Origin of the sequence: Kribbella sp. NPDC050124 (assembly GCF_044460355.1) — a bacterium.
Lineage (GTDB): Bacteria > Actinomycetota > Actinomycetes > Propionibacteriales > Kribbellaceae > Kribbella.
Map to the genome: position 1 here is coordinate 43,652 of NZ_JBITJU010000004.1, position 18,261 is coordinate 61,912.

The window sequence follows — 18,261 nt, forward strand, 5'->3', positions numbered from 1 at the left end:
TGAGGGGCCGGTCCGCCACCGAACTACGCAACTACGCCCAAGAGGGGAACTTTCATGTCCGAAGACGTCGTCAAGGCCGATCCGCCGGACCGGCGGCCGGCCGACACGGTGCCGGGCCAGGCTGCCGCGGAGGCAGGCAACGGCCACGGTCACCGCAACCTCGGGATCGCGCTCGCGCTGATCAGCATGGCGCAGCTGATGGTGGTGCTGGACGGCACCATCGTCAACATCGCGCTCCCGCACATCCAGACCGAGCTCGGCTTCAGCAACGCGAACCTGCCGTGGGTGGTGAACGCCTACGCGCTGGCCTTCGGTGGTCTGCTGCTGCTCGGCGGCCGCATCGGTGACATCATCGGCCGCCGCAAGGTGTTCGTCTTCGGTGTCGTGCTGTTCGGCCTGGCATCGTTCGTCGGCGGTATCGCCCAGAGCGAGAGCGTGCTGCTCGCCAGCCGGATCCTGCAAGGTGTCGCGGCCGCGGCGGCCTCGCCGAACGCGCTGGCACTCATCACCACCACCTTCCCGGCCGGCAAGGAGCGCAACCGGGCGATGGGCGTGTACGCCGCGATGTCCGGCGCCGGTGCGGCCGTCGGCCTGATCCTGGGCGGCGCGCTGACCGAGGCGGACTGGCGGTGGACCTTCTTCATCAACACGCCGATCGGCCTGATCGTCGCCGTACTGGCGTTCCGGTTCCTGGGCGAGTCGCCGCGGCAGACCGGCAAGTTCGACCTGCCCGGTGCGATCACCGGCACGGCCGGTCTGACCTCATTGGTCTACGGTCTGACCCACGCGGCCACCGAGGGCTGGGGCGACACGCTGACGCTGACCTACATCCTCGGCGGTCTGGCGCTGATCGCGATCTTCCTCGGCATCGAGGCCCGGTCGCGGCACGCGTTGATGCCCTTCCGGATCCTGGCCAACCGGACCCGCGGGGTCAGCTTCTTCGTGATGCTGGTCGTCGGCGCGGCGATGTTCTCGATGTTCTACTTCCTGGGCATCTACGTGCAGAACATCATGGGCTACAGCGCGATCAAGACCGGCTTCGCGTTCCTGCCGTTCAGCTTGGGCATCGTGGTCGCGGCGCAGGTCGCTTCGACGCTGGTGGCGCGGATGGACCCGCGGTGGATCTCCGGCGCCGGTGGTGTGCTCGCGGCCGGCGGGATGCTCGGCTTCAGTCAGCTCGAGGTGGACTCGACGTACTGGACGCACCTGCTGCCGTTCATCCTGCTGCTGTCGTTCGGCATGGGCCTGATCTTCGTGCCGCTCACGCTGACCGCGGTCAGCGGGGTCGCGAACGAGGACTCCGGTGTCGGTTCCGCCGTACTGAACACGGTCCAGCAGATCGGTGGTGCGGTCGGCCTGGCGCTGCTCGGCACGATCTCCACCAGCGCGATCAAGGACCGGTTCACCGAGCTGGCCCCGGGGCTGCAGAAGGCGGCGGAGTCCGGCTCGACGCCGGAGCAGCTGAAGCAGCTGGAGGGACAGTTCACCGCGGTGGCGACCACGCACGGGTTCACCCGCGCGTTCCTGTGGTCGACGTTCCTGATGCTCGGCGCGGCCGTGGTCACCATCGTCGGCCTGTCGATCAAGCACAAGGACCTGGCCACCGACGGCCAGTCCGGCCCGGTCCACATGGGCTGAGTCCGAAAGCCCGAACGGCCCGCTTCCCGGGAGGGGGGAAGCGGGCCGTTCGTCTGTTCGGTGTCAGCGGGGCGGGAACCTGGACCAGACCCAGTCGCGGACGCCGCCGAGGCCGTCGCCGAGGTCGCGGAGCAGCTTGGCCAGCGGGTCCTGGGAGCGGGCGAAGGCGTCGGAGTAGGACTTGGCCGCGTTCTTCGCCTCCTGCGACATCGAGGCGGTGGCGTCGTCCTGGCGCTTCGGGTAGTTGCCGGAGACGATCGCGGTGTAATCGCCCTCGTCCACCCAGCGCCGCAGCTCGTGCGCCCGTACGACGGCCAGCGGGTGCGACTGGGCTTCGAGCAGCAGCAGCTTGAGCAGGCTGTCGCGCAGGTCTCCGGCGCTCTCGTACTCGGTGCCCTGCGCAAGGAAGGCCGTGGTGTCGAGCTCGCCGAGCTGACCGCCGCTGGCCAGCTTCATCTGCACCCGCAGCGCGACCGCCGGGTCCTGTGCCGCGAGCAGACCGGCCCGGTCGCCGGAGAGCTCGGCCTTGCGGGACCACTCGTGCAGGGCGGCGATGATCGCGCGGATGCCGAGCGCACCGATCGGCATCCAGTTCACCGCGCCGGTGAGCCGGATCAGCCAGAACAGCAACGACTGGTAAAGCGCGTGCCCGCTCTGCGCGTGGCCGAGCTCGTGGCCGAGGATGAACCGGGTCTCCTCCTCGTCCAGACCCTGCAGGAGGGCGCTGTTGACCACGATGAACGGCTTGTCCATGCCGATCGTGACGGCGTTCCAGATCGGGCTGTTGGTCACGTACAGCTCGGGCAGCTGCCGGACGTCGAGGGTCATGCCCGCCTCGGTGTAGAGCCGGTGCACGGTGGGGAACTGCCGCTCGTCGACCCGGATCGCCGCGCCGAGGAACTGCAGCCGGAAGGCCCGCTCGTTGATCAGCCCGGACAGCTTCCGCAGCAGGAAGTCGAACCCCTTCAGCTGCCGCAGCGCCACCAGCGCACCGCGGTCCGCCGGGTGCTCCCACGCCCGCGAACTGATATCCGTCAGCGTCGTCCGCTGCCGGGTCGGCCGCTCATCGTGCACGCTCATCACTCCCCCTGCCAGTCGACACCATCTCCCCACAACCTAGCTCGCCCCCAGGGTCGCCCACCCGAACCCGAGCATTCGGCGCCTGGTGACCGAGCGTAGGAATACTCAAATGCGGGCCTAGCATCTAGCCTGGCCCGCATGAGTGAGGTTGAAGGGGTGTGTCGCGAGGTCGACCGGCGCGACGAGAAGGCTCGGGCCTGGGTGTCCGAGGCGATCCGGATCGTGGACGCGGACGCGAACCGGAGCGCGGACACGCACCTGCACGTGTTCCCGATGCCTGACCTCCTGGGGGTCGACCTGTACCTGAAGGACGAGTCCGTGCACCCGACCGGCTCGCTCAAGCACCGGCTGGCCCGGTCGCTGTTCCTGTACGCGCTCTGCAACGGCTGGATCCGCGAGGGCACGACGGTGATCGAGGCCTCCAGCGGCTCGACCGCGGTCAGCGAGGCGTACTTCGCGCGCCTGCTCGGCCTGCCGTTCATCGCGGTGATGCCGCGCTCGACCAGCCCGGAGAAGGTCGAGCTGATCGAGTTCTACGGCGGACGCTGCCACTTCGTCGAGCGGTCCGGCCAGATCTACGGCGAGGCGAAGCGGCTGGCCGAGGAGACCGGCGGCCACTACATGGACCAGTTCACATACGCCGAGCGCGCCACCGACTGGCGGGGCAACAACAACATCGCCGAGTCGATCTTCGGCCAGCTGAAGCTCGAGCAGCACCCGATCCCCACCTGGGTCGTGGTCGGCGCCGGCACCGGCGGTACGTCGGCCACCATCGGCCGCTACGTCCGCTACCAGCGCTACGACACCTCGGTCTGCGTGGTCGACCCGGAGAACTCGGCCTTCTTCCCAGGCTACGAGGCCGCTGACGACGACTTTTCCACCGGTCGCCCGTCCCGCATCGAGGGCATCGGCCGCCCGCGGGTCGAGCCGTCGTTCGTCCTCGGCGTGGTCGACCGGATGATCGCGGTCCCCGACGCCGCCTCGATCGCCGCGATGCGTTTCTGCTCCCGTGTCACCGGCCGCCTGGTCGGAGGCTCCACGGGCACCAACCTCTGGGGCGCACTCCGGCTGGCCGAGGAGATGCGCCGTACCGGAACCCGCGGCAGCATCGTCACCCTCCTGTGCGACAGCGGCGAACGCTACGGCAACACCTACTACGACGACGCCTGGCTCCGCACCAACGGCATCGACATCACCCCCTACCTGGCCACCCTGGAAGCCTTCGCAACCACCGGCCGCTGGCGCGAGCCCAGCGCGTAGATCTTCCCGGCCGACGCTGATTGTCGGATCGGCTGTTTATGCTGCGCCGGTGGGGATCACTGTGAAGATCATCGATGTGTCGGGGGCCGGCCGGGTCGGCGCGACGACAACGCTGGCAGGGGTTTCGAGCCGGATCACGCTGCGCGATCTGGTCCGGACCCGGTTTCGGGACGAGGTGGCGCGCTTCAACGCTGCGCCGCAGCCGGTGTTCACGGGTTTGGTCATGCCCGAGGGAGGACTGCCGACCGAGGCCGGGTTCCGATTGCCGGAGCAGCGGCGGCTCGATTGGGAACAGCAGGCTGATCGGGCGATCGAGGCGTTCGAGCGCAACGGCTTCTTCGTGCTTCTCGACGACCGGCAGGTGACCGAACTCGACGCGGAGCTCGAGTTGACTGCGGACTCCGACATCCGTTTCGTCCGCCTTGTTCAGCTGGTCGGTGGCTGAGCATGACTCGGGCAAGTGATGGTGTGCCTGACCTGAGCGATGGAGCGGCCGCCACGCTGGTGGCGGCTGCGCTGCAATCCGTTCGTGGCAGGTACTGGAGGGCCGAGTCGGACGCGCGGGCGCTGCCCGAGGTTCAAGCGATCCTGCAGGGCTCCGAGGTGCTTCGGCGAGAGTCCATTCTGAGTGTCTCTGAACAGGTGGACGGCTATCACTGCGTTCAACTGTTGTCGGTGATCGCGCGGAAGCGTGTCGAGCTCTCGGCAGCGCACATCGAGCGATTGCTGGCCGCGCGACTCGGGCACCTCGAGCGGCCGGAGTCATGGTGGAGCAGCGAGTGCCTCCGTGTGCTGAGCCGCCAGATCGAACATGCCTACACCGCGCTGGCCGACGCGGAGAAGGAACGGTTGAAACCACTGATCGGGCGGGCCGCCGAGGAGGCCGAAGACGCAGCCACGGCGACCAGACTGCGGAAGCTCGTAGGCCCCGGCGACGGGATCCGCGTTGACTTGATCGACGCGGGTGACGACATCGGCCCTCGGCTGCGAACCGCCTTCGAGACGGCTGACGAACCGATCGGGGCGCGTGCGACGGTGCTAGATCTGCTGGCGGCGTTCCCGTCCAGTGGCCGGCCTTCGAAGAAGTGGCTCGCCGAGGCCGAGCGCGTGCGCGGCTTGATGTCCCAGCCCGTGGCTCTGGTCGAGGCGCTCCTTGATGCTGCCCTCGACGCGTCCGAAACGGACACGGAGCACACGTACGACGCTCGGGTCTACACCGTGACGCGGTACGTGACCCCGGGCAACGAGTCCTTCCTGTGTGGAGTTGCCATGCTCGCGGGAGTGCTGGCAGACCCGGCGCTGTTACCGCGGCTACGGCGCCTTGCCGTCAAGACCGTGACGGTGATCGGAGGTCAGTTCGGCACTCCACGGAGTCTTCGACTCGCCAACGCTTCAGCGCAGGCGATGGCCGATATCGGCGCCCCGGCGTCGATCACCGAGTTGCTCGCGCTCGAGCGCTCCGTTCGCCACGGGACGCTGCTGAAGCAAGTCCGCAAGGCCATCGACGCGCTGGCTGCCGTGCAGGGGATGACCCGCGAGCAGTTGCTGGAACGCGCCGTCGAAGCACATGACCTCGACCAGGACGGCCAACGCCACGTCGCGCTGTCGCGGGGCTCCGCCGTGATCGACGTGCACGGACGAACCGCCGTACTTGGGTACGTCGACGCGAACCAGACGCGACGCAAGTCGATTCCGGCGGATGTGAAGCAGTCCGACGCCGAAACGCTGGCCGCGATCCGCGACGACCTCAAATCGATCCGCAAGACGATCGCCGGCGAGCGCCTGCGGCTGGACGGTCTGATGGCCGTCGACCGCCGCTGGCCGCTCGACGAGTGGCGCACCTGGTATCTGGACCATCCGATCACCGGCCGGCTGACCCGCACCCTGGTCTGGGCGTTCAGCACGCAGCAAGGAGAAAGCGTCGTCGGAATCCCGCACGACAGCACGACTGCGGTGACGAGTTCGGGTCGGCAGGTCGCGATTCCGTCCGATGCGGAGGTGCGGCTCTGGCATCCGATCCAGGCGACCGCCGACGAGGTTCGCGCCTGGCGACAGTACCTGCTCGAGCAGCGGGTGGTTCAGCCGTTCAAGCAGGCATTCCGTGAGCTCTACGTGCTCACGCCCGCCGAGGAGCAGACCCGCCTCTACTCGAACCGTTTCGCCGGGCACATCTTCCGGCAGGTCCAGGCTCGCGCGTTGATGAAGGGGCGTGGGTGGACGCCGGTTGCCGTCGCGTGGTGGGACGACGGCATCGACCAGGGCGTGGCCCGGCGTACCTGGGACACGGCCGGGATCCGCGCCGAGTTCCACTTCGATCCGATCCCTGATCACGAACCGGTCCAGAGCGATCTCTACCCGTACTGCACCAGCGATCAGGTGCGGTTCGTCGACAGTCGAAGCGACGACTCGATCGCGCTTGCCGATGTGCCACCACTGGTCCTCACCGAAGCGATGCGCGACGTCGACCTGTTCGTCGGCGTGACCTCGATCGGCGCCGATCCGCAGTGGCTCGACCGGGGCGTGGAGCGTCGCTTCGAGACGTACTGGCACAACTACGGCTTCGGCGAGCTGTCCGCGGCCGGCGAGATCCGCCGCGACATCCTCGAGCACCTCGTACCGCGGCTGGCCATCGCCGACCGGTGTGAGCTCGAGGACCGGTACCTCACGGTCCGCGGCGACCTACGCACGTACCGGATCCACCTGGGAAGTGGCAACATCCTGATGTCACCGAACGACCAGTACCTCTGCATCGTCGCCGCCCGCGAGAGCCAGGCTCAGAAGCTGTTCCTTCCCTTCGACGACGACCCCGTTCTCAGTCTGGTGCTCAGCAAGGCGTTCCTGCTCGCGAACGACACCACGATCAAGGACACCACCATCACCGCGCAGATCAAGCGCGACTGACCGGACCGGCCGCGCCCGGTCAGCTGACCGTCAGTTCTCGCGTGCGACGTAGTCGTCGGCTTGGCGGCGGGAGCGGGCTCGGGCGAGGTAGGTGGCCAAGTCCGTTCCCTCGCGGGCGCCGCTGTCGTCGTTGCTTTCCAGATTGCCTTGCAGGTAGATGCGATTCGCCATGCCCTCGAGAACAGCTTCTCTGACCTCTTCGGGCTGATTGGCGATGAAGGCATGGACGGTGCGCAGCCGAAGATCGGCCCGTTTGGCTCTTCGTGACTCACGATGATTGATAGACCCGCGGGTGAAGCACAGCCAGGCGAGGGCTACTGCTGCCAGCGTGATCCCGAGCCCTGTCACGGTGATGGTTGTCGACGACAAGATATTCGAATCCGAGCTGAAGTACTGAGCCAGGAGCATGACCAGCGGAACTCCGCCGACGGCAAGTCCCAGCAAGTCCCAGGTCCATCCGGCGAACGCCTTGTTGCGCGCATTCTTTCCGTAGCCGTCGGCAACTACCTGTCGAGTAAGCGCAGTCAGGACGTTTTCACCTTGGCCGCGCATCTCTTCCAAGCTGGCCAAGTTTCGGCTGGCCCCGAGTACGGCCGTCAGGAGCGTTTCTTCAAGCTCGTCGAGGTTCGCTCGGTAATTGTCGGTGACCGCCGAGACCTGCAGCTCCAGCGAATCCTTGATCTCTTCCAGTTCTCTCGTGTACTCCGTCATCGTGGCCGACCCGGTTGCGCCGTTCGGGCTCAGCGGCGGCCAGATTCCCAACTGCTCGAGCACCGTGTCGATGCCGTCGGCAGCGGTCCGCAGGGAACGTGCGCAACCGTCGGGATCCCGTGCATATCGCGACAGATGGGGATGCACGTTTGCGGCGATATGGATGTGGACATTGTCCAGCATGTGCGTCGAGTATCGTCGCGGGTCTTCCTGGCGATGGGCGTCGATTGTCTCGACCAGCCACTGCAGGCGGGACAGTGAATCCGCCAAGTCCCCGTCATCCGGTAGTGCGATGCTCTTCAGTTCGCCAGTGATCTGATTTATCAGCGCCCAGAGCGGATGATTACTGAATCTGGTTTCCCAAATTGATCCCATAGGCCCCCACCAACTTGATGCAAGGATGCGCTCCGGACCCGAACACGTCAATCCCGGGATTCGACAAAGCGTATGCAATCGTTACCCACCGTAGAAGCGGAACCGGCCGGTCTCGAAACAGAGCGCGCCGGCCGGCGGGTGGGTTGGTCAGCCGCCGAGGGCGAGGCCGACGGCCAGGCCTACGGCGTACAGGAGTTCGGTCAGGCCGGTGTTCTTGAGGACGGGAATGAGGGCTGGGCCAACGGAATCGCCGAGAATTACTCGGGTGGACTTGATGGCCAGGGGGATCGCGATGAAGGCCAAGAGCGTCCACGGGGTGGCGATGACGGAGACCGCGGCCAGGATGAACGCGACGGCGATCAGTGCGGCGTAGAGGCGGCGGGAGCGCGCGGCGCCCAATACGACAGCCAGTGTGCGCTTTCCGGTGACTGTGTCGGTTGGGATGTCTCGCAGGTTGTTGGCTACCAGAAGGGCGCAAGCGATCGAGCCGATGGCTACAGCGCCGGCCAGGGCGGTCCAGCTCAAACGCTCCGCCTGCACATAGGTAGTTCCTAGTACGGCAACCAGTCCGAAGAACAGGAAGACGCTGACTTCACCAAGCGCGCGGTAGCCGTACGGCCGCTTGCCGCCCGTGTAGAACCACGCACCGACAAGCGAGGCGGCACCGGCGATCAGCAGCCACCAGTTGGATGTCGCGCACAGGATGATCCCGAGTACGGCGCCCACACCGAAGCAGGTGAACGCTGCGGTCTTCACCTGTCCCGGCGTGGCGACCTTGGAGCCGACCAAGCGCAGTGGGCCGACGCGGTTCTCGTCGGTGCCGCGAATGCCGTCGCTGTAGTCGTTGGCGTAGTTGACCCCGATCTGCAGGGCCAGAGCGACGCCGAGGGCGAGCAGTGCCTTCCACCAGACGAAGCCGTCCAGGTAGGCGGCTGCACCGGTTCCGACGAGGACGGGAGCGATCGCGGCGGGCAGCGTGCGTGGGCGCGCGCCTTCGATCCACTGGGCAGGTGTGGCCATGACTGCCGATTGTGTCAGCCGCAGGCGGGGCGGCCGCGAGCAGGGCGGTCGCGGCCGGGCCGTACGCTCGTTGCTGACATGTCTACGTTGCGCCTGGTCCCCGGTACGCCGGATGCCGTGTTGTCCGCGCTTGCCGCCGTACTGGAGGGCACGGGTACGGCGTTCGCGCCGGTCCCCTCTGATCCGGCGGCCGCGGCCCGGGTCCGGCAGGCGGCCGCACCGGACGAGCCGCTGGAGGACGGCTGTGCTGTGGTGCTCGCCACATCCGGGTCGTCCGGCGAGCCGAAGGGCGTACTGCTGTCCCGCGAGGCCCTGCTCGCGTCCGCGACCGCTACGCACGACCGGCTGGGCGGTCCCGGTCAGTGGCTGCTACCGATGAAGCCGTACTTCGTGGGCGGCCTGCAGATCCTCACCCGGTCCGTCGTAGCCGGCCTTTCTCCTGTGATTGCCAAAGAGAGCTTCAGCGAGGCGGCGGTCGCGATGACCGGTCCGCGGCGCTACACCGCGATGGTGCCGACGCAGCTGGCGCGCTACCTGGACAGCGATCTGGAGGCCCTGCGTTCGTTCGACGCGATCATCATCGGTGGTGCGGCGACACCGGCCCCACTGAAGGCCCGTGCGGCTGAGGCCGGTGTCACAGCGATCCCGGCGTACGGGATGACGGAGACCGGGAGCGGATGCGTCTATGCCGGTGAGCCGCTGGAGGGTACGGCGATCGCCTTCGACGCCGGCCGAATCCTGATCAACGGCCCGACACTGTTCTCCGGGTACCGGCGAAGGCCCGCGTTGACGGCCGAGGTGCTTCGGGACGGGTGGTTCCGCACGCAGGACCGTGGCGAGCTTGTCGACGGCAGACTGCGGGTGATCGGCCGGGTCGACGACGTGGTGATCTCGGGTGGCGTCAACATCACGCTGCCGACCGTCCAGGCCCGGCTGCTCGAGCATCCGCGGCTGAAGGACGCCGTTGTGCTGGGCGTCCCCGACGCGGAGTGGGGGACGCGGGTCGTGGCCTTCGTCGTGGGTGAACCGGGTCGGGACGAGCTGCGGGACTTCGTGGCCGAGGTGCTGCCGCGGACCTGGGCGCCGCGTGAAGTGGTTCAGCTGGCCGCGCTGCCGATGCTTGCCTCGGGCAAGGTTGATCGCCAGGCGCTGCTGGAGGGAGTGCGGTGATCACGTACTCGATCGGCCTGAAGAACAAGTTCCGCGGGATCACCGTGCGCGAGGGAATGCTCTTCGAGGGGCCGGCGGGCTGGGCGGAGTGGAGTCCGTTCCTCGACTACGACGACGCTACTTGCGTGTCCTGGCTGCGGGCGGCGCTGGAGGCGGCCGTCGAGGGGTGGCCGGCGCCGGTGCGGGACGCCGTACCCGTGAATTGCACTGTGCCTGCGGTCGGTCCGGAGCGAGCTGCTGAGATCGTGCGGGCGTCCGGATGCGGCACGGCCAAGGTGAAGGTGGCTGAGCCCGGGCAGTCGCTCAAAGACGACCTGGAGCGGGTGGAGGCAGTCCGGGACGCGATCGGCGACGGGCAGGTGCGTGTTGACGCGAACGGCTTGTGGTCGGTGGACGAGGCAGTGCGAGCACTGCGAGAGCTCGGACGGTTCGAGTTGGAGTACGTCGAGCAGCCCTGTGCGCGGGTGGAGGATCTCGCGGCCGTCAGGCGTCGTACTGAGGTCCCGGTGGCTGCTGACGAGTCGATCCGGCGGGCCGAGGATCCCTTGCTGGTGAAGAAGCTGGACGCGGCCGACATCGCCGTACTGAAGGTCCAGCCCATTGGTGGAGTGCGTGCGTGCTTGGACATTGCTGAGCAGATCGGTCTCCCTGTGGTGGTGTCGTCGGCGCTGGAAACGTCAGTGGGCATCGCTGCAGGCGTTGCGCTCGCTGCCGCGCTTCCGGAGCTGCCCTACGCGTGCGGGCTGGCCACGGTGTCCATGTTCACCAGTGAGGTCGTTGCAGAGCCGCTGCTGCCGGTGAACGGCTTCCTGCCGGTACGACGGGTGCAGCCGGACCCGGTGTTGTTAGACGCGGCTCGGGCAGATGCAGCCCGTACTGCGGTGTGGGAAGAGCGCATGAGCCGAGTGCAGATGAGGAGTTCCGGATGAACCCGTCCACGGCGTTTGCGACTGTGGTGGTCGACGAACTGATCCGCAACGGCGTACGGGAAGCCGTAGTGGCACCGGGCTCCCGCAGCGCGCCACTAGCGCTCGCACTCGCTGCCGCGGACCGCGACGGGCGACTGCGGCTGCACGTCCGGATCGACGAGCGTACGGCGGGCTTCCTGGCGATCGGGTTGATCCGGGGGACCGGACTACCGGTGCCTGTGGTGACCACGTCGGGTACGGCGGTGGCCAACCTGCACCCAGCCGTGTTGGAGGCCTCGCACAGCGGGCTGCCGTTGATCGTGCTGAGTGCGGACCGCCCGCCGGCGCTGCGGGGGAGCGGCGCCAACCAAACGACTGACCAGCTCAAGGTGTTCGGCTCTGCGGTGCGGCAGTTCCACGAGATGGGGACTCCGGTGCGTGAGGTCGGCCAGGTGGCGTACTGGCGGTCGCAGGTCGCGCGGGCCGTGGCCAACGCAGTCGGTGCCCGGTCGGCCGACCCGGGGCCGGTGCAGCTCAACTGCCCGCTGGCTGAGCCGCTGGTGCCTACCGACGGGCCGGAGTGGCCGGAGCCGCTCGACGGCCGCAGTAGTGGGCCTTGGACTGCAGTGCACGCCGCTGCCGGGCAGCCGTCGGCCGTCCAGCCTGGGCCGAAGACGGTCGTCGTCGCGGGTGATGGTGCCTCGCAGGCCGCGCGGTTGGCGGCGGAGGCGGGTCAGTGGCCGTTGTTCGCCGAGCCGTCCAGCCGGGCGCGGACCGGACCGTCGGTCATCTCGGCGTACCGGCTGTTGCTGCAGGCAAACTCTTTGGCGGCGGAGATCGAACGGGTCCTGGTGTACGGGCATCCGACGCTGTCCCGGCCGATCGCCAAGCTGCTCGCGCGGCCCGACGTCGAGGTGCTCGTGGTGTCACCGACCGGGCTGTGGCCGGACGCGGCTCGGCGTGCGTCGTCGGTCGTCACCGGGCTGGAGGTCGCCGGACCCGACACCACGGACTGGCTCGAGCGCTGGCAGCATGCGGACCAGCTGGCGCGCCCCGTCATCGACAAGGTGCTCGCCGACGGCCTGACCGGTCCGGGCATCGCCGCGATCGTAGGCGAGGCGGTCGGCGCCGACGGCATGCTCGTGGTCGCGTCCTCGAACCCGGTCCGCGACCTCGACCTCGCCCCGATCGTCCCGATCCGCACCATCGCCAACCGCGGCCTGGCCGGGATCGACGGCACCATCTCGACGGCTGTCGGCGCCGCGCTGGCCAATGCGGGGCCGACGTACGCGCTGATCGGCGATCTGGCCTTCCTGCACGACGCCAACGGCCTGATCATCGGCCCCGACGAGGCCCGTCCCGACCTGCGCATCATCGTGGTCAACGACAACGGCGGCGGCATCTTCTCCACCCTCGAACAGGGCGACCCCACCCACGCAACGCATTTCGAGCGAGTCTTCGGTACGCCGCACAACACGGACCTGGCAGCGCTGTGCGCAGCCACCAGCACCCGCTACACGCTGGCCGAGACGCCGGACGCCCTGCGTGCTGCGCTAACCCCCACCGTTGCCGGCTTGGACGTCGTGGAGGCGCGTGTCCCGCGCAGCAGCCATCGCCCGTTGACCGAGGCGCTGGTGTCCGCGCTCGGCAAGGTGTGACATCCCCCGCAGGTGACCCAGCAGCGGGACGATGGTCGCCAGGGCCAGCGCCGTGGTGGTGAGGATCGGGATGGTGGCACCACGCAACGACGAGTTGAGCGGTGCCGCGATCGTGAAGATCAGACTGACCGCGGTGATGGTGGTCGTGAGCTTCCGGCCCGGGCGCGCAACCGCCAGGAACGGCAGGCACCACAGGAAGTACCAGTCGTGCGCGCTGGGGCCGAGCAGCACCACAGCCAGCAGTGCGATGCCCACAGCGCGCGCCGCGTGATGGATGGACGACCGCAGACTCAGTACGGCGATCAGACCGATCGCCAGCAGCATCCCGGCCAGGCGCACCAGCTGTAGCGCCTGTTCAGCAGCCGTGTCCTCGCCCAGCCAGGCGAGTACGCCGGATGCCGCCATCCCGATCAGATTCGCGATGGAGAACGGCGAGCGCACCAGACCGGGTACGTCGAGCGCACTCAGCCACCCGGACCCCACTCCGGTGAGCTCTCCGATGGTCACCAGCGTGAGCACCGACACTGCGCCGGCGATCGCCAGACTGGCGAACCGCAGTGCTCGCCCAGCCCGCGGACTCATCACTGCGGCGATCGCAATCACCACCAGCCCGCCTGGCAACTTCACCGCAGCTGCAGCACCCGCTACGACTGCCGCCGTACCCCAATGACCTGTGAGAGCCAGGGCAAACGCACTGCAGGCCAGTCCGAGCATCAGTACGTCGTTATGCGCGGCGCCGATGCCGTGCATGATCAGCATCGGGTTGGCAACGACCAGCCAGGTGGCGACCACTGGGTCGACCCGGCATGCGGTCGCCAGTCGCGGCACAGCCCACGCGATCAGCAGCATGCCGACCACGGCCAGCAGTCGGTGCGCGAGCATCAGGACGTACGGGTCCAGGGTCAGGTGGGCGACCAGACCGCCGTACGCGAGGGGTAGTGGACCGTACGGCGCCGGCGTCTGCATCCACATCGGGTCGACTGCCTCAACGATGTGACCGGACAGCACTCCAGGGCCCACGTCGTACGGGTTGTAGCCCTCGGCCACGAGTGCACCCTGCGCGGCGTAGCTCCACGCGTCCCGGCTGAACAGCGGCGGGATCAGCAGCAGGGGAGCGGTCCAGTACGCCGTCATGCGCAGCAGTGGGAGTCGTTCGCCGGCCATCACACGGCGGCCGACGGACAGCCAGGCCCAGGCCATCAGCCCGAGCCCGGCCACCATGAACGACAGTCCGACCATCCGCCCGGGCAGAGAGGCCCGCAGCTCGCCGGTGATCGGGAACGACGCCACCCAGGAGGAGGCCGGCACCACCGAGGTCACCAGGCTCGCCATGGCGACTACGACGGAGCCGACCACCCCACGGACCATCGGCGAGCGCATGAGCGGAAGCTAGCCGCCCTGGGCGACTCCCCGATGAACAGCGGCTTGCGTCAGGCGGATTCCTTGCGGAAGGTCCGGGCCCCGACGGTCAGGCCGACGATCGTCAGCAGGATCACCCAGAACAGGCCCCACAGCGACGAGCTGTTGTCGATGTCGCCGCGGAACAGCGCCCGCACGCCGTTCACCACGTGCTTCAGCGGGCTGATGTCGGACAGCCGCTGCAGCCACGTCGGACCGATCTGCATCGGCAGCAGGATGCCGGACAGCAGCAGGAGCGGCATGGCGATCCCGTTCAGCAGCGGGGCCAGCGCGTCCTCGCTCTTGGTGATGAGCGCGACCGAGTACGACAGTGAGGCGAACGTCGCGCCCAGCAGGGCCACGATCACCAGCGACAGCAGCACGCCTCCCCACGGCGCCCGTAGACCGAGCGGGATCGCGGCGATCAGCAGCACCAGCGTCTGCACGACCAGTACGACGACATCCCGCAGTACCCGCCCGGCCATCAGCGCCATCCGGGACGCCGGGGTGACCCGGTCGGCCTCGATCACGCCGGCCCGGTACTCCGCGATCAGGCCGAAGCCCACGAACATCGCGCCGAACATGCCGAGCTGGACGATCAGGCCGGGGATGAAGACCTGGTAGGCGTTCGTGGTCGCGCCCTCGCTGATCTGCGCGGTGATCGGCTTCAGCAGCGGGCCGAACAGGAACAGGTACATCAGCGGCTGGCTGAGCATCAGGATGGCCCACATCGGGTTCCGCAGCGTCAGCCGCATCGCCCGCTGGAACACGATCCAGGTCTCGCGCAATACGGTCACGCCACGACCTCCTTCTCCTGCTGCGGTGCCGGGGCTTCCTCGTCCCGCAGCGAGCGCCCGGTCATGGTCAGGAACACATCGTCCAGCGTCGGGCGGTGCACCTCGACGCCGTTCAGCTCGATGCCCTGCGCATCGATTTGGCGGAGCAGGACGGGCAGTACCGACCCGCCGCGTGGGATCCGGAACCCGACCACGTCGCCGTCGGTCTCGAACCCGGTCGCACCCTCCAGCTCCTCGGCGATCTTGGTCACCGCGGGCGCGTGGGCGGCGTCGGCGAGGCTGAGCCGGACCGCGTCGCCGGAGACCTGCTGCTTCAGCGTGTCCGGGGTGCCGGAGGCAACGATCTTGCCGTGGTCGATGACCAGGATCCGGTCGCAGAGCGCGTCCGCCTCGTCCAGGTAGTGCGTGGTGAGGAAGATGGTCGCGCCACGGTCGCGGAGACCGCGGATGTGCTGCCACAGGTTCGCCCGGGCCTGCGGGTCGAGACCGGTGGTCGGCTCGTCCAGGAACACCAGCCGTGGGTCGTGGATCAGCCCCATCACGATGTCGAGCCGGCGCCGCTGGCCGCCGGACAGGGTCTTGCACTGCCGCCGCCACAGCCCCGGCAGGTCGAGCTCCTCGAACAGGCGCTGCCCGTCCGCGGCAGCCTTGGCCTTCGGTACGCCGTACAGCCGGGCGTGGTCGACGACCTCGTCTCCCGCGATCGCCTCCGGCAGCGTCGAACCGCTCTGCGGCACGTACCCGATGCCACGGCGGACGCCGACCGGGTCCTTCGCCAAGTCGTATCCCGCCACGGTCGCGGTGCCGGCGGTCGGCTTGATCAGCGTCGCCAGCATCCGCATCGTGGTGGTCTTGCCGGCCCCGTTGGGCCCCAGAAAGCCGACGATCTCTCCGTCGGCGACATCCAGATCAACCCCCTGCACGGCCTCCACCGGACCGCGCTTGGTCTTGAAAGTGCGCGCCAATCCACGCGCTTCGATCATCATGCGCCCCAGTCTGAGTGATCAACTTTGAATAGTCAATGTTGATCAAACGGTCCTCCCCGCGCGTGCTACCGCGCGCCCCAACCGCCACGTGGTCGCCGACGGGCCGTGGTCGGTTCAGCGGCTCGTGCGGGGCTAGCGGACGGGCGCACCTCACACGGCGAACAGCCCACCCGGCGTGTGCCCCACGTGCCGGGACCCTACCGCCGCAAGCGCTCGCCGTCCGCTGAATTCACTCAGCTGGTGGGGTGGGGATTTCGCCCCAGTGGGTGATCATGCCGGGGTAGGGGGTCCAGTCGGCGGGTTCGCCGGCGAAGGAGTAGTCGCCGTTGGTGACGCGTTCGTGGAAGGCGCGGGTCCAGTCGAGCTCGCCGCGGTCGCGGGCGGTGGTGATGCGGAACATCTCGACGATGTGGTTCGGCGTACCGGGGTCCTCGAACACCTGCCGCTCCGCGAACGGCTCGGCCTTCTGGCGTTGCTCGAGTTGGGTGATGCGCGCCTCGAGTGCGGCCAGCACCTCGTCGCGCTGCAGCGACCAGAGGAAGCTCAGGGTCACCATCATCCGGTCGGGGTGGAAGCCGTCCACGTTCCACAGCATCTGCCGCAGCAGCGAGAAGTACTCCGTGTCGCCGTCGGTGGTCAGCTTGTACGACGTACGCCCGGGCCTGCTCGCCGCGCCGCCCTCGAGCTCCTGCAGGTACCCGTGCTTGGCCAGCGTCCGCAGCCCGGTGTAGATCGAGCCGGGGTTGATGTTCGCCCAGTCCTGCACGTTCCAGGTGAGCAGCTCACGGCGCAGCTGGTACCCGTAGGCCGGCTGGAAGATCCGCACGACCCCGAGCAGCAGCAAGCGCGTGGTGGACATAGTCGCAGTGTAAATCCGCGCGACGCTGCGCCGGTCGAGGCGTAACCTACGTGGGCATGGACGTGCGTGTGACGAGTGACGCGGCCGCCTTCGAAGAGACGGTCTTCCCTTTCCTGCAACAGGATCCGGTCCTGCACACGATCATCATGAGCAACGTCCACGCACAGGCGTCCGGCGGTCGTACGGCGGACGAGCCGTCGTACTTCGCCTCCGTCCACGACGGCGGCAAGGTGGTCGGTGCGGCGATGCGGACCCCCGGGCGGAACGTGTACCTCGGCGCGCTGCCGGCGGAGTTCGCCGAACCGGTCGCCGACGCGTATCTCGACGTACTGCCCGAGCTGGCGGGCGTCGCAGGTGACCGCCCGGCGGCTCTGCGCTTCGCCGACCGATGGTGCGTGCGACGCGGCGGGACGGCGACCGAGACCAAGGGGACCCGCCTCCACAAGCTCGGCACGCTGACCCCGCTGGCCGCCGAGGGCTCGCCGCGGTTGATGAAGGCCGACGAGGTCGACCTGGTGGCGAGCTGGGCGAAGGCAGGATTCGCGGAGGAGCTCGGCGGAGACTACCTGGACTGGGCCAAGGACCACCTGGCGCACGGGACCATGTGGATCTGGGAGGCCGACGGTCAGCCGGTGAGCATGGTCGGGTACCACCTGCCGGTCTACGGGGCCTGCCGGGTCGGGCCGGTCTACACCCCTCCGGAGCGTCGGCGGCACGGGTACGCCGGCGCGCTCACCAGTCACGTGACCGCGGAGATCCTTGCCCAGGGCAACCAGGCGTGCCTCTACACCGACCTGGCCAACCCCACCTCCAACAAGATCTACCACCAAGCCGGCTACCGCCCGGTCGCCGACTTCGTCGAATACTTCTTCAGCTGACTATGCGGTCACGGAGCTCGTGATCAACGGGCGCGGTGGCTGGAGGCGGACCATGAGCTCCAGGTCGACGGGGCGGCTCTTCCGGGCCAGTTGTGCGCCGTCGAGAGACAGCGTTGCCGTGACGACGCACTTGCCGCCGGCGAGGGCGGTCAGGGTGCCGGCTCTGACGACGGCCTGCAGGGCGGTCAGTTCGAAGACGATCTCGAGTTCGAACTTGAACGAGTGGATCAGCAACCCGTTGGCGATGAGATCGACGTGCGGTGAGTACGTCGACCGGACGGTGTGCTGAGCGAGCGGAACGATCTCCTCGCTGCCGCTGATGGCAAGAGTCCGGCGCGCCGCGTCGGTCAGCTTCGCGTACTTGCGCCAGGCCGACAGCAAGACGTCGCCGAGGTCCAGATTCAGCAGACCCCCGGTGATGCTGCCGATCTCACGGTCGACGACCGCGATCGCCGGGCTCGACATCCGTCGGACCGAGAGCATGGCGGTCCGGGTGGTGCCGCGCTCGTTGATCGCGTCGCTGAGTGCTTTGACCGCGCCGGTCGCGGAGCCGAACAGGAGCGCGTCGGCGCTCATCGGCGCCTGGACGACCGGATCGTCGATCAGAGTTGAAGTGGTCATG

16 protein-coding genes are annotated in these 18,261 nt (G+C 68.2%); 8 read left to right on the forward strand and 8 right to left on the reverse strand.

The genetic code is table 11. The features are described from left to right. The first annotated feature begins 54 nt into the window (after positions 1–54). On the forward strand, positions 55–1,638 hold the full coding sequence (locus ACIBL3_RS12510) for an MFS transporter (protein WP_396353406.1): 1,584 nt from the start codon (positions 55–57) through the stop codon (positions 1,636–1,638). A gap of 63 nt (positions 1,639–1,701) precedes the next feature. Here the strand turns inward: ACIBL3_RS12510 and ACIBL3_RS12515 are convergent, their stop codons facing one another. Then, positions 1,702–2,718: a M48 family metallopeptidase gene (locus ACIBL3_RS12515; RefSeq protein WP_396353407.1), complete on the reverse strand. Its 1,017-nt coding sequence runs from the start codon at positions 2,716–2,718 to the stop codon at positions 1,702–1,704. Positions 2,719–2,856: 138 nt separating this feature from the next. Here ACIBL3_RS12515 and ACIBL3_RS12520 point away from each other — a divergent pair, with 138 nt between their 5' ends. From ACIBL3_RS12520 to ACIBL3_RS12530, 3 genes are read left to right on the forward strand one after another with little or no spacing between them, the layout of a single operon-like run. Further along, a complete protein-coding gene (locus ACIBL3_RS12520; protein WP_396353408.1) occupies positions 2,857–3,978 on the forward strand; it encodes a PLP-dependent cysteine synthase family protein in 1,122 nt (373 codons plus the stop codon). A gap of 49 nt (positions 3,979–4,027) precedes the next feature. After that, entirely contained in the window at positions 4,028–4,423 is a 396-nt protein-coding gene (locus ACIBL3_RS12525; RefSeq protein WP_396353409.1) for a hypothetical protein, read from the forward strand. 23 nt (positions 4,424–4,446) lie between these two features. Further along, a complete protein-coding gene (locus ACIBL3_RS12530; RefSeq protein ID WP_396353410.1) occupies positions 4,447–6,879 on the forward strand; it encodes a DUF4132 domain-containing protein in 2,433 nt (810 codons plus the stop codon). 30 nt (positions 6,880–6,909) lie between these two features. Here ACIBL3_RS12530 and ACIBL3_RS12535 read toward each other — a convergent pair whose 3' ends face one another. After that, positions 6,910–7,965 carry a hypothetical protein gene (locus ACIBL3_RS12535; RefSeq protein ID WP_396353411.1) on the reverse strand — a complete coding sequence of 352 codons (1,056 nt, stop codon included), beginning with the start codon at positions 7,963–7,965 and terminating at the stop codon, positions 6,910–6,912. 147 nt (positions 7,966–8,112) lie between these two features. After that, positions 8,113–8,985 (reverse strand): 1,4-dihydroxy-2-naphthoate polyprenyltransferase, encoded by an 873-nt coding sequence (locus ACIBL3_RS12540; RefSeq protein WP_396353412.1) that lies wholly within the window; start codon positions 8,983–8,985, stop codon positions 8,113–8,115. A gap of 78 nt (positions 8,986–9,063) precedes the next feature. Here ACIBL3_RS12540 and menE point away from each other — a divergent pair, with 78 nt between their 5' ends. Genes menE through menD form a run of 3 tightly spaced genes read left to right on the forward strand, consistent with a single transcriptional unit; the run spans position 9,064 to position 12,721 of the window. Then, positions 9,064–10,155, forward strand: coding sequence for an o-succinylbenzoate--CoA ligase (gene menE / locus ACIBL3_RS12545; RefSeq protein WP_396353413.1), 1,092 nt, complete (start codon positions 9,064–9,066; stop codon positions 10,153–10,155). After that, entirely contained in the window at positions 10,152–11,084 is a 933-nt protein-coding gene (locus ACIBL3_RS12550) for an o-succinylbenzoate synthase (protein WP_396353414.1), read from the forward strand. Before menE ends, ACIBL3_RS12550 begins: the two co-directional genes overlap by 4 nt. Further along, positions 11,081–12,721 carry a 2-succinyl-5-enolpyruvyl-6-hydroxy-3-cyclohexene-1-carboxylic-acid synthase gene (gene menD / locus ACIBL3_RS12555; protein ID WP_396353415.1) on the forward strand — a complete coding sequence of 547 codons (1,641 nt, stop codon included), beginning with the start codon at positions 11,081–11,083 and terminating at the stop codon, positions 12,719–12,721. The genes ACIBL3_RS12550 and menD overlap by 4 nt, the downstream gene beginning before the upstream one ends. Here the strand turns inward: menD and mptB are convergent. From mptB to ACIBL3_RS12575, 4 genes are all read right to left on the reverse strand, one after another. Continuing rightward, positions 12,617–14,101, reverse strand: a complete 1,485-nt coding sequence (gene mptB, locus ACIBL3_RS12560; protein WP_396353416.1) for a polyprenol phosphomannose-dependent alpha 1,6 mannosyltransferase MptB — start codon at positions 14,099–14,101, stop codon at positions 12,617–12,619. The genes menD and mptB overlap by 105 nt on opposite strands. A 50-nt stretch (positions 14,102–14,151) precedes the next feature. Then, a complete protein-coding gene (locus ACIBL3_RS12565) occupies positions 14,152–14,916 on the reverse strand; it encodes an ABC transporter permease (RefSeq protein WP_396353417.1) in 765 nt (254 codons plus the stop codon). Continuing rightward, positions 14,913–15,902, reverse strand: a complete 990-nt coding sequence (locus ACIBL3_RS12570; protein WP_396353418.1) for an ATP-binding cassette domain-containing protein — start codon at positions 15,900–15,902, stop codon at positions 14,913–14,915. Before ACIBL3_RS12570 ends, ACIBL3_RS12565 begins: the two co-directional genes overlap by 4 nt. Before the next feature lie 229 nt (positions 15,903–16,131). After that, positions 16,132–16,761 (reverse strand): PadR family transcriptional regulator, encoded by a 630-nt coding sequence (locus tag ACIBL3_RS12575; RefSeq protein ID WP_396353419.1) that lies wholly within the window; start codon positions 16,759–16,761, stop codon positions 16,132–16,134. A gap of 56 nt (positions 16,762–16,817) precedes the next feature. Here ACIBL3_RS12575 and ACIBL3_RS12580 point away from each other — a divergent pair, with 56 nt between their 5' ends. Then, on the forward strand, positions 16,818–17,639 hold the full coding sequence (locus ACIBL3_RS12580) for a GNAT family N-acetyltransferase (protein WP_396353420.1): 822 nt from the start codon (positions 16,818–16,820) through the stop codon (positions 17,637–17,639). Here ACIBL3_RS12580 and ACIBL3_RS12585 read toward each other — a convergent pair whose 3' ends face one another. Then, positions 17,640–18,260 (reverse strand): hypothetical protein, encoded by a 621-nt coding sequence (locus ACIBL3_RS12585; RefSeq protein WP_396353421.1) that lies wholly within the window; start codon positions 18,258–18,260, stop codon positions 17,640–17,642. Position 18,261: the final 1 nt, after the last annotated feature.

Excerpts from the sequence above, each read along its gene's own strand:
- ACIBL3_RS12520 (WP_396353408.1), top strand. The coding sequence starts at position 2,857 with ATGAGTGAGGTTGAAGGGGTGTGTCGCGAGGTCGACCGGCGCGACGAG.
- ACIBL3_RS12535 (WP_396353411.1), bottom strand. The coding sequence starts at position 7,965 with ATGGGATCAATTTGGGAAACCAGATTCAGTAATCATCCGCTCTGGGCG.
- ACIBL3_RS12510 (WP_396353406.1), top strand. The coding sequence starts at position 55 with ATGTCCGAAGACGTCGTCAAGGCCGATCCGCCGGACCGGCGGCCGGCC.
- mptB (WP_396353416.1), bottom strand. The coding sequence starts at position 14,101 with ATGCGCTCGCCGATGGTCCGTGGGGTGGTCGGCTCCGTCGTAGTCGCC.
- ACIBL3_RS12540 (WP_396353412.1), bottom strand. The coding sequence starts at position 8,985 with ATGGCCACACCTGCCCAGTGGATCGAAGGCGCGCGCCCACGCACGCTG.
- menE (WP_396353413.1), top strand. The coding sequence starts at position 9,064 with ATGTCTACGTTGCGCCTGGTCCCCGGTACGCCGGATGCCGTGTTGTCC.
- ACIBL3_RS12515 (WP_396353407.1), bottom strand. The coding sequence starts at position 2,718 with ATGAGCGTGCACGATGAGCGGCCGACCCGGCAGCGGACGACGCTGACG.
- menD (WP_396353415.1), top strand. The coding sequence starts at position 11,081 with ATGAACCCGTCCACGGCGTTTGCGACTGTGGTGGTCGACGAACTGATC.
- ACIBL3_RS12585 (WP_396353421.1), bottom strand. The coding sequence starts at position 18,260 with ATGACCACTTCAACTCTGATCGACGATCCGGTCGTCCAGGCGCCGATG.
- ACIBL3_RS12570 (WP_396353418.1), bottom strand. The coding sequence starts at position 15,902 with ATGATGATCGAAGCGCGTGGATTGGCGCGCACTTTCAAGACCAAGCGC.
- ACIBL3_RS12575 (WP_396353419.1), bottom strand. The coding sequence starts at position 16,761 with ATGTCCACCACGCGCTTGCTGCTGCTCGGGGTCGTGCGGATCTTCCAG.
- ACIBL3_RS12580 (WP_396353420.1), top strand. The coding sequence starts at position 16,818 with ATGGACGTGCGTGTGACGAGTGACGCGGCCGCCTTCGAAGAGACGGTC.